The following is an 11,824-nucleotide window of genomic DNA, read 5'->3' on the forward strand; positions in this document are numbered from 1 at the left end:
AACCACTGCACGATGCTCAACCACTGCACGATGCTCAACCACTGCACGATGCTCAACCACTGCACGATGCTCAACCACTGCACGATGCTCAACCACAACACGATGCGCAACCACAACAAAACGTTGAGCCGAAGCCCTAGAGTTGATACGCCTTATTGAACGTGTTGATTTTCCAGCATTCCAAGGTTCATGCGCTGTTGAATCGAATAAGCAATACGGTCGGCAACCGGTCCATACTCTTTGATCAGAATGTTCGGGCAGATTCCCAGTATCAGAATCATTGCGCACATTGACCACGCCAGAGCTTGTTCCAGACGTGTAGCATCGCTGAGATGACCAGCCCACTTCGGCTGTTCCGGACCATAGAAGAGTCTCTTCAATAGCCAGAGCATATAGCCGGCAGTGAGGATTACACCAGTTGCTGCAAGCCAGATCCACAGCCTTGTAACTTCTGCTTCGGGACTTGCTTGCGCAATCCACGAAGTGTAAGAACCGTAGAACACAGCTACTTCGCCAACGAATCCTGACAAGCCTGGCAAGCCAAGGTTAGCCATCGCGCAGAACATCCAGAAGTAGAACACCATCGGCATCTGCTTGGCCAGACCGCCACCAATTTCTGGAAGCAGTCGAGTGTGTGTTCGTTCGTAAACGACACCGACGAGGAAGAAGAGTGCAGCCGAGACGATACCGTGGCTGAGCATCTGGAAGATCGCTCCATTGATACCGGCGGCAGAGAGGCAGCCGATGCCGAGCAGGCAGAAGCCCATATGGCTGACGCTAGAGAAAGCGATGATGCGCTTCATATCCTGCTGTACGAGACATGCCATTGCGCCCCAGACGATGTTGAACGCGCCGAGTGCCATGACCATCCAGCCATATTTGATCAGTACGAGCGGGAAGAATCCCATGCAGATGCGGATCAGACCGTATCCGCCCATCTTGAGAAGCAGTCCAGCCAGAATCATTGATATCGGAGTTGGTGCTTCGACGTGCGCATCAGGCAACCATGTGTGGAATGGGAAAGATGGCAGCTTGATGATGAATGCCAGGAAGAATCCGAGGAACGCGATTACTTGCACGTGCGGTGCCAAAGTCGGAGCCAGACGAGTCAACTCGATGATGTTGAACGTGGCGCTTCCTGGACCTTCTGCAGCTAGCTGGAAGTAGAGATACAACAGCGCAGCCAGCATGAGAACGCCACCAAAGAAGGTGTACAAGAGAAACTTCATGGCTGCGTAACTGCGTCTTGGACCGCCCCAGATGGCGATCAAGAAGTACATGGGCACCAGTTCGAATTCGTAGAAGATGAAGAATTGCAGCAGGTTGAGTGAACAGAAAACTCCCATCAGCGAGAAGGCGAGCAGCATCAGGAAGCTGTAGTACAACTTCGAGCGTGTCTCGCCGAGCTTGGCGCTCGCGTAGACGGAGAGCAGGGTCACAACAGCGGTCAATACACACAGACAGAGGCTCATGCCGTCCACACCGACGTAGTACTCAAGTGGGAACGGTGTTGAAATCCAGTGCGCTTTCGACTCGAATTGCAGCGCTACCTGGTTCGGATTGAACTGGAAAGCCATCATGCCGGCAGCGATACACATCACTATCGACGTGATTCGCGCCACTGTTTTGGCAGCTGTTTCGCTCGACAACATGATGATGAATGCGCCTGCTAGCGGCAGGAAGAGCAAGATGTTTAGTAAGTTTGGTGCTTGTGTCATGATCCTGGCAACGTCAGTGCTAACCGGCATCAAGTATATCGGGGCCGGCGCAGCCTCTCTACACTAAATAGTTTGATGAAGTTTGAAAGCCGACAGCTCCAACTCAGCTTTGGCCGCTAATTTAGGCGCTGGCGCACGTCTTTTCTGTTGATAACCATATTGAAGAATTATTGAATCGAAGAATCTTTTCACACCGGTGCAACCTTCCTTTATCTAGCGTCTTCGCGCATGTATATTGTGTAACGTTTAAGTAGTGTGAGTCGACTTACCACTTTGAATTTGGAGTACCAGGTTTGTTTTCGCAAGAAGTTCTGCGGTCTTTCCTTAGTAACGCCGGTTGGATTGTCCTGGCGCCGTTCCTCGTCGGGCTGACAATCATCCTCTTCGCGAGGCGCTCAAAGCCGTTGTCAATGTGCCTTTCGCTGGGTGCAGTCATATACGGTTTCGCGCATTCGCTGCTCATTTTTTATGCGTTAAACCAACCAGGTGTTACGGGTGGTGTCGTCCTTGACATGCCGTATTTCGTTTCTGCATCGCTCAATCTCCATGTTGGTGTTCTGGTTGACAACCTCGCGGCGATGATGCTGATTGTCGTGACATGCGTGAGCTTGCTGGTGCAGATATATACGCATGGATATATGCGTGAAGATCCTGGCTACTCTCGCTTCTATTCCTATCTATCTTTGTTCACCGGTTCGATGCTCGGGTTGGTAATTTCTACCAATCTCTTCCAGATGTTCTTCTTCTGGGAGCTTGTAGGTGTTTGCAGTTACTTGCTGATCGGTTTCTGGTGGTACAAGGATTCGGCAGCCGCTGCCTGCGTCAAGGCTTTTGTCATTAATCGCGTTGGCGATTTCGGATTCCTTCTTGGAATTTTGATGTTGCTTGCCATTACTTCCGGTTATCAGCAAGGTCAACCAACCAACCTATGGGGTTCGACACCACTACTCTCTTTCTACGGCGCCGGCGGTGGTCCTGACCTGGCTGCGGTGATCAGACGTGCATACGACATCGGTGCCGTTACCTACTGGGGCGTCAACGGTCTGTTTGTAATGGCGTGTTTGATGTTCATGGGACCGATGGCCAAGTCTGCTCAATTCCCGCTGCATACCTGGCTTCCTGATGCTATGGAAGGTCCTACGCCGATTTCCGCACTGATCCACGCTGCCACCATGGTTGCTGCCGGTGTCTATTTGGTCGCGCGCGCTTACCCGATCTGGGTGGCACCACCTGAGGTTCACGGACAACCCGCACTCTTTGTAGTTGCAGCCACAGGCTGTCTCACCTCATTTATGGCCGCCACCATTGCCATGAGCCAGTTCGATATCAAGCGAACTCTGGCCTGGTCAACGGTATCTCAGCTTGGATACATGTTCGTCGGGCTGGGCGCTGGTGCGTTCACCGGCGGATTGTTCCACTTGTTCAACCACGCCTTCTTCAAAGCCATGCTCTTCTTATGCAGCGGCGCCGTCATCCACGGACTGCACGGTGAGCAAGATATGCGCAACATGGGCGGACTGAAGAAAGATATGAAGGGCACTGCCATGTGCTTCCTCATTGGTTGTATCGCTATCTCAGGATTCCCGCCATTCAGCGGCTTTTTCTCAAAAGACGAAATCATCGCATCGGCGTGGAACTTCAACCACTTCATCGGCGGCATGATGATTCTCACCGCTGGCTTGACCTCGTTCTACATGTTCCGCGCTTATTTCATGACCTTCTCGGGCTCATATCGCGGCGGCGACGTCAAACCGCACAATTCGGGACCAGCGATGGTTTATCCATTGATTGCTCTGTCCTTGCCATCAATGCTTTCCGGATTCCTCGGCGCTAACTTGAATTCCTTCGCCAGCATCAACTGGAGTGGGGAAGAAGGCGGCGTCTTTGCCAATCCGTTCGGCAGCTTCGTGTATTACTTGCATCCGCACTTTGAAGGTATCAACGGGCTGATTATGCTTGTTTCAATTGCCTTTGCTACAGCAGGATGGTTCGTTGCATTCGTCATGTACAGAGAAGGTAAGCTGAATTGGAATACCTCCATTGCAAACAGCAAGTCACCGTTGGTTGGCGGAGCTTATCGCTTCTCGTTCAACAAGTGGTACTTCGACGAAGTCTACACAGCCTTCTATCAAGCCGTTCTTAACATGTATAAGGCAGTGTGGAATTTCATCGACATGATGATCGTCGACAACATAGTCAACGGCACCAGCCTGGTGACAGCCGCTCTCGGTCAGTTTTTGAAATATTCGCAGACTGGACGCGGTCAGTCTTACGCGCTCGTCATCTTTGGATGGGTGGCGATATTGACTGTGGCTGCATATTTTATAAAACCGTAATTGTTGAGGATTGATCCGATATGTCTGACGAACCTAAACACGACGATAAGGCGGAAGCCAAAACCGACGAGCACACGCACTCACACGGCGACGCTCAGGCGCAGGGTGACAGCCATGGACATGACGACAGCCACGGTCACGGAGACAGTCATGGGCACGGCGACAGCCACGGGCACGGTCATGATGACCATGCTGTGCCGGCCGACGCCATACCAGAGAACAGCGCCTACGACTCGGTTCTGTCAATGTTGGCACTGCTAGTCGGCGCCGCTCTTATTGGATTAATTGTTTACTGGTGTAGCTTAAAACCCGCTGTTGTTGCCGAGGGAGAAGCAGGCGCGGAACACGGCGCACAGCACGCGGTTGAGCATGTGACCGAGCCGGCAACTGCTCCAAATTCAGCTCCGGCCGAGTCTCACTAGCTCTCAATCTGGCGTTACGTCAAGAGATTCACTTGCCATCCGTATGCTATCTTATTACGCTGGGAGTTCAGATTTGCACGCCCATAGCGACGCCGCTGTAGCAGGCGGCTGGATCAGTTGTAGTCAGCGAATTCACGGATTCGACTTAACTGCAATTCATTTATTCGGCAACGAGTAGACACGCTAAAAGAAAGTCCTGACATAAATTTGGTGAGGAGATCAAATGCAGGAAGTCACAATCGGAATCGCAGGAGCTGCCGGAGACGGTCTGGACAAGTCCGGCGACACCCTTGCAAAAACATGCGGCAGACTCGGTCTTCATGTGTATGCATACAACAGTTATCAATCAATCATTCGCGGCGGACACATCTGGCTGCGAGTTCGCATTGGTTCAGACAAGGTCTATTCACACGGCGATCATTTGAACGCTGTGATTGCTCTCAATCAAGATTCAATCGAGCGTCACGCTCCAGAAATTGAAGAAGGTGGAGTGCTCGTTTTCAATTCGGACAAGTTCAAGTGCGATCCTTCGCTGGTTAACAAAGGCGTGCAAGTTTTGCCACTGCCGATGAAGGAAATCACCGCCGAAGTCGAGAAAGAACACGGCGCATTGCAGCCAATCATGCAAAACACGGTTGCTGTCGGCGCGATTCTCTATCTCGCTAATCTCGGTCTTGAAGAAGCATCAGGCGTTATGTCCGATACTTTCAGCCACAAAGGTCAGAAGGTTATCGACCTCAACGTCAGCTTGTTGAAGGTTGGATACGAATACGCCAAGAAGAACGCCAAAACATTCACCTCTGAGTGGAAGTTCTCGAAGAGACGTCGTCCGTTCATCACAGGCAACGAAGCAATTGCTTTCGGTGCGACAGTAGCAGGATGCAAATTCTACTCTGCATATCCGATGACACCAGCGTCAACCATTCTTCACTGGATGGTCAACCATGCCAAGCAAACCGGTGTTTGCATCAAGCAGGGCGAAGACGAAATCGCAGTAATCAACATGGCAATCGGAGCCGGTATCGCTGGCGCTCGTTCCATGTGCGCAACTGCAGGTGGTGGCTTTGCATTGATGACAGAAGCAATCGGAATGGCCGGCATCATGGAAGTGCCGGTCGTTTGCGTTGAAGTGCAGCGTGGCGGACCGTCAACCGGTCTTCCGACTAAGACTGAGCAAGCAGACTTGTATCAGTGCCTGGGCGCTTCGCAGGGCGAGTTCCCTCGTATCATCGTTCATCCATACGATGTCGCCGACGCCTATCAGACAACAATCGACGTATTCAACTACGCCGACAAATATCAGCTGCCAGTCATCATCATGTCTGACTTGCTCTTGTCGGAACACCCCGAAACCGTCGACCCAGACAAGTTCACGCATGATCCTAAGATCGACCGCGGCGAAATCGTCAAAGAGTGGAATCCTGAAGAGAACGGCAAGTTCAAGCGCTTCAAGTTCACTCAATCGGGCATCTCACCACGTGCATTGCCTGGTACCCCGAACACCGTGTTCGTCAACGCATCAGACGATCACGACGAAGAAAGCATCCTGATTTCAGACATGTTCACTTCACCACCTGTACGCCGCATGATCATGCAGAAGCGTATGCGTAAGATGGAAAACCTGCTCAAGGAAATTCCAGCACCGCAACTCGGTGGCGAAAAAGACGCTGATGTCACGCTGGTTTGCTGGGGCTCCACATACGGTGCCGTCAGAGAAGCCGCTGAGCTTCTCACTGCTCAGGGAATTAAAACTAACTACCTGTGCATCAAGTGGATCGTTCCGTTCCACGCCAAAGAAGTTAGTGAGATTCTCAGCAATGCGAAGAAGAAGATTTCTGTTGAAGTCAACTTCACCAGCATGATGTCCAAGTACATCAAGGGCGAGACCGGCATCAGCATGGATCACCACATAAACAAATATGATGGTGAGCCAATGGAGCCACACATGATCGTCAATGGTGTCAAAGAATATATCGCCAAGAAACAGATTAACCTCGAGTTGAGCGAGCTGGAAGCGAAAGAAATCGCTTATCACTACTTGCGCACTCACTATGCTGAAAAGCTCCGTCCGACCAGCGTCACTCGTGAATCAGCCAATGGTCACGGTGAACCGGTTTACAACGTTGAGCTCTCTGAGCGCGCCACCGGTAATAAAGGTGGAACGATCAGAATCGGCACAATGACCGGCGCGACGTATTCGTTCGAAAAGCATGACTAGTCGTTGCAATCGCAAAATTTTAAGAGGATAAAAGATGGCAACTGTTATTGAACTCCCATTAGATACATACAAAGGACCAGTCGATCCAGACTGGTGTCCAGGTTGCGGCGACTTCGGCGTCTTGCGTTCAGTGCAAACAGCGGCTGGCCGACTCGGCATCAAGCCAGAGAATCTGTTGATTGTCTCTGGTATTGGTTGCTCGTCGAACTTGCCCGGTTTCATTCACGCTTACGGCGTACACAGCTTGCACGGTCGCTCTGTGCCTGTAGCAACTGGTGCTCACCTGGCGAACACCGATTTGAAGGTAGTCATCACTGGTGGTGACGGAGACGGATACGGTATCGGCGTCGGTCACTTGATTCACGCGATGCGCAGAAACCTCGACGTTACTTACGTTGTGATGGATAACCAGATCTACGGCTTGACCACTGGTCAGACCTCACCGACAACCGGTATCGGCATGAAGACCAAGTCGACACCGAACGGCAACTTTGAATCACCGTTGAACCCGCTCGCTCTAGCCATTACTTCAGGCGCAACATTCGTTGCTCGTGGATTCTCTGGTGAAGCGAAGCAGTTGGCTGAATTGATTCAAGCCGGTATGGCGCACAGAGGCTTCTCGTTAATCGACGTGTTCAGCCCCTGCGTAACATACAACAAGGTCAACACTTATCCGTTCTTCAAAGAGCGCGTGTATAAGCTGGAAGACGAGAATTGGGAAACCGGCGATTTCCACAAGTCGCTTGCAAAAGCGTTCGAGTGGGGCGACAGAATTCCTCTGGGCGTCTTCTACAAGAGCGAGCAACCAATTTACGAAGACAGCGAACCGGCCTTCAAGAATGGACCGCTCACCAAGCAGTCTCTCGGTTTGGACAAGAAAGTCTTCGATGAATTGATCGAAGAGATGATCTAATTCCTGGAACGCATGGAACGCACTCGTCCCGAGTGCATCTAAAAATCACTGAAAAGCCCTCGATTATTCGGGGGCTTTTCACTTCGTGCTCCAACAGAATTGTTGAGCGAACATGACTTCGGTGTTCCCCCTTAAGGAACGCAGTGACCGGCTCATGATGTGGCGCAGCGTTGAAGTCGCGATCTAGTCCCGCTCAGACTGTAGGGACTCGTTGTAGTCCTGTTGTAGTCCTGATGTAGTCCCGATGGAGTCCCGATGGAGTCCCCGCTCAGAATGTAGCGTCTGCGTTGAAGTTGAGTTGTAACCCCGCCGTCACGGGGCGTGTCGTCAGATTCTTCAATTTCAGCGCATCGAAATTCTTCTTTCCATTTGGAAATAGTTTGACTTTCTTGTCATTAAATTCGAGGTGCAGTGGTTTGATTTTTTGAATGCTTTTCACGACCGCATTTCGTTCGGCCTTCTCCAGCAGTCCATCATTGACCTGCGACCAATCGAGATCAATATCATCAGGCAGTGGCAGATCTACCGAAGCGCTGTAGTCTAACTCGCTGTTGCTCAACGAATTGTTGGCGAGAATTTTGTAATTCACTACTCCCGTGCCTACTAGACGCGCAGAAGCTGACCATGGGCGTTTCTCCCATTTGGCTGGACCCTTTATGACTGAGAGAATTCCGCCTTTTTCGATTGTGCCTTTGGCGTCGGCATCACCGCTGGCTGTGAATTTCGCTACACCCGGTGAAGTCATCTCGATTTTATCGAGTCTTGGATCATGCAAGGTGATGTCACTGACAACGGCGTTCCTGTATCGCCATTTCCGTTCGGCAAGCATTGTTTTATTGACCGGAAAGACCTTGTCGTCTGGCAGGTGTTCTTCGATTTGATCTTTGAGCGCTGCTGTCGGAATAACCACGCTGCAATTTCTGAGTTGAGCTCTGGAACTGCCGTTCTTAGATTCGACACTGAGCCCATTGACGGTCACGTCAGTTTTGTTTGACCCAAAAAGATTCGAGTTGGCAACAGAGAAATTTATTTTGCCGTCGAGATCGACACCTTTGTCTATTTTCAAAATCATGTTGCCAGTTAAATTCGACAGACCGAGTTTCATTGCGTTGCTGGAGAGTTTCGCCTGCCCTAGTTTAAGCGTCATTGGCAGAGTGCAAGTGATTCCTTCCTGATCCTTCACAAGGTCCATCGACATGCCCTTGGTGATGGAAAGTGTTGAGCCGCCAGATGTGTCGAGAGTGAATCCGTGATCGTCACTTCCCCAGCTTATCTGCCTCAGTTTGGCATTGCCGTTAGCTAGTGAAAGCTGCAAGTCACCGAACTTCGTAATTGATATTGGACCCACCAGTGCATCTGCGAGTTTGACGTTGACGTCCTCAGTCTGGCGGTGCATCGTGATATCTGCGTTAGCAGCCGGAACAAGATTTGGAGTGTTGAAATTAGTTTCCATCAACCCCTCCTCCTTCCTGTCTATGTCGAGCTTGGCGGGCACAGAGCTCGGGAAATTGGCAAGTAAGTTCAACTTCGTATTGAGAATGTGCAAGATTGTCTTTTGCAAGACCATGTCTGACGAAAAGTGGATGGCCGGCTTGTCTGTACCTTCCGTTTTCTGCCAAACGAAGCGCTTTTCGTTTAACAGCACCACTTCAGCGTGTGCGTTTGATTTCTTTTCTCGTCCGAAACGATAGATGCAGTCGGTAAGGCGAATTGGTTTTTGCTGACCTGGCGCCGTTAGCGTCACAACGCCGTTTTGACGTTTGGCGTTGAAGTTTATGAGCATCGACCCGCCGTTAAAATCCAGGTCGATTTTGGTGCCTCTGTAGGTGTTTTGATCGGCAAAATTTACGTCAACGATGCACTGACCGGTGTAGTTGAAATCAGAGTCGACAATCAGGTCTTTAAATGTCAGTCGTGAGTTTTTGCCGATGTGAACGTGTTGCTTGCCGAGCTCCATAGTTGAGTTGGGGCGCATCTCCAACGATGACTTATTGATTGTCAATTCTGCAAACGCTTTCTTCCAGTCTCCGCCTCCTTCCGCCGCTACATCTTGATGTTCCAGAACATTGAAGATAAATATGCCGATCGTGCGAACGATGTCGACGTCACCGGTGACGGTGCCTTTCTTGAGAATCAATTTTTCAGGCGCAGGAATTCCATTTACAGAAATAGGTTGAGATGTGGTTAGTTCACCAGTAGCACCTTTGGTGCTGATTATGTTGGGATCATCAATGGGCAGTGTCAGTTTGAGAGTAAAAGTGGTATCAGGGGCGAATTTCATGGTTTTGTCGCGCACCATGAAAGAACCGCCTTTGAATTTCCCCGATGCTTCCAGATCGAATCGATCGGTTATGGCGGTGATTCGGCGCACAACCGGATCTTCCACTTTTATTCGAACATCGGCTTTGACAGTTTGTTTTTGAGGTTTGATTTCTGCGCAGCCGTGAACAAGCAGCATGGACGCAATCAGTGTGACAATCTGACGAAATATGTGGGTGTTATGCACCGGAGGTTCTCTATGACGGCGGTCTTACTGGCTGACTGCAGTCAATTCGGTACGCTTTTCAAGAGACGTGGGCGTAACCGGTTTAGCTGTGTTTGCCGTGAGAACAATAACAAAATCTGACGCGGCGTGCTCGTCTAAATTCACAACAACCGGAAATGACGCGAGCCCGGGCGATGACTCTAACAATTTCTTGGTCAACAGATCGTCCGCCTTGTAGCTGTTCTGCACGATTTGCTCGTGTTGGCAGTCGCCTACATCAGCCCGTAAGACGTATTTTATTTTGTAACCGGCAAGACCAAGTTGCTTTTCGTAAGCCCGGGCTGTTTTTTCGAAGCCTCTAGGGTATTTGATCGTAACTGTCGTCGGTTCCGCATTTGTTGAGGCATCAGGCATGGTGGCAGCATAAGCGCTGTTCGACGGAACGGACGGCGCGGCGGCAGTATCTGAGTCAGGCGTCATCGGATTGCCCGCCAACCGGTTCAATACGACTGCTGAACCTTCATAATCGGGCAGCCAGTAGCTGCCGCCGTGAATGCAGGTCGCGTGTCCGGGCAGCGTCGCTGAAGCGATTTGATTCGGTTTGATATCTTTGCCGAATGAGGCGATTTTTGCCATCTCTTCTGCAGACAAATCCGTCACAACATATTGGTTCGCTAGCTTGAAGAGCTCGGGCAGTTTCAAGAGCACCGACGGTTCCTTAAATTTGTTGGCAAGAGCCCGCAAGAACCATTGCTGCCGCTCGGTTCGACCTATGTCTCCTCTAGGGTCATGCCGAAATCGCACGTATTCTTCGGCCTGGACCGGGGTTAGCCTGTGGACGCCTGGCTCGAGAGCAACATGCAGCCCGCCGGCCCAGTCGTTGTAATGCATGGGGCGCTCGACGACCACTTCTATCGGCCCAAGCACCTCAAATACTTTCTTCAGACCCTGTACATCAATGACCATGTAATGGTCGATTGGTATGTTGAAGTTCTCTTCTACAGTTTCGACTGATAACTTGGGTCCACCCAGCGCGTGTGCGGCGTTAATTTTGTCGACCCCGTGATCGCCAGCTAGCTTCAGCCGGCTATCTCTCGGAATGGAGATCATGCCGACCTTCTGGCTTTCAGGATCGAGGCTGACCAGAATCATCGTGTCAGAGCGTGTTCCGGTGAAACGTTGAGTTCCGCGCCCATTGGAGTCGACTCCCATGAGCAGAACGTTCATGCGCTTTGACAGGGTTGGAATGACCGAAAGATGCTGAGCCGTCGATTGAATATCCTTGCCGACCTGTTCGATCTGCTGGACTGTGCTGCGCTGCTGAACGACTGTCCTGACTGGTGCGGGGTACATGCTCTGCACATACCTGTTGCCGACCAGTCCCAGGCAGACGCCGATCGCGGTGGCGAGCAAAATTTGGCCGGAGGTGACCGGCCCGCCTGAAGATGAGCGATTGTCAGAAGACTTCACTGGATGTCGACTACTGAAACGATTGCCTAATGGTAACGCCTGACAAGTTGGCTATACCACGCCAGGAATAACTTTTCCCAAGACTTTACCCAGTCTTATCAGAGGTTTTAAGGTGCAAGGTGATGACGCGGTTCGGGAGAATTTAATGGTTGACCGGTTTTGCTGTTGTCATGAGCGCCCCGGGCTTCGTCTGAAAAGTCCGCAAATCGGGTTGGGTGTTGAGCAGCCGTTCTTGCTACAATCGGCTTACTGATTCATACAC

The 11,824-nt window shown here is 51.0% G+C and carries 7 protein-coding genes; 4 read left to right on the plus strand and 3 right to left on the minus strand.

The annotated features are described in order from the left end of the window. Positions 1–152: 152 nt before the first annotated feature. Positions 153–1,748, minus strand: a complete 1,596-nt coding sequence (locus EKK48_14395) for a NuoM family protein (protein RTL41128.1) — start codon at positions 1,746–1,748, stop codon at positions 153–155. 281 nt (positions 1,749–2,029) lie between these two features. Between EKK48_14395 and EKK48_14400 the strand changes: the two genes are divergently transcribed. The 4 genes from EKK48_14400 to EKK48_14415 all read left to right on the plus strand — a co-directional run bounded on the left by EKK48_14400 (position 2,030) and on the right by EKK48_14415 (position 7,607). Continuing rightward, a complete protein-coding gene (locus EKK48_14400; GenBank protein ID RTL41199.1) occupies positions 2,030–4,054 on the plus strand; it encodes an NADH-quinone oxidoreductase subunit L in 2,025 nt (674 codons plus the stop codon). Between the two features lie 20 nt (positions 4,055–4,074). Then, positions 4,075–4,476 (plus strand): hypothetical protein, encoded by a 402-nt coding sequence (locus EKK48_14405; protein ID RTL41129.1) that lies wholly within the window; start codon positions 4,075–4,077, stop codon positions 4,474–4,476. Between the two features lie 223 nt (positions 4,477–4,699). Next, on the plus strand, positions 4,700–6,694 hold the full coding sequence (locus EKK48_14410; protein ID RTL41130.1) for a 2-oxoacid:acceptor oxidoreductase subunit alpha: 1,995 nt from the start codon (positions 4,700–4,702) through the stop codon (positions 6,692–6,694). Between the two features lie 34 nt (positions 6,695–6,728). Beyond that, on the plus strand, positions 6,729–7,607 hold the full coding sequence (locus EKK48_14415) for a 2-oxoacid:ferredoxin oxidoreductase subunit beta (protein RTL41131.1): 879 nt from the start codon (positions 6,729–6,731) through the stop codon (positions 7,605–7,607). A 268-nt stretch (positions 7,608–7,875) separates the two neighbouring features. Here the strand turns inward: EKK48_14415 and EKK48_14420 are convergent, their stop codons facing one another. Beyond that, positions 7,876–10,113 (minus strand): hypothetical protein, encoded by a 2,238-nt coding sequence (locus EKK48_14420; GenBank protein RTL41132.1) that lies wholly within the window; start codon positions 10,111–10,113, stop codon positions 7,876–7,878. Positions 10,114–10,137: 24 nt separating this feature from the next. Continuing rightward, a complete protein-coding gene (locus tag EKK48_14425) occupies positions 10,138–11,562 on the minus strand; it encodes a LytR family transcriptional regulator (GenBank protein RTL41133.1) in 1,425 nt (474 codons plus the stop codon). Between the last annotated feature and the right edge of the window lie 262 nt (positions 11,563–11,824).

It is taken from the genome of Candidatus Melainabacteria bacterium, assembly GCA_003963305.1.
In the GTDB taxonomy this organism is placed as follows: domain Bacteria; phylum Cyanobacteriota; class Vampirovibrionia; order Obscuribacterales; family Obscuribacteraceae; genus PALSA-1081.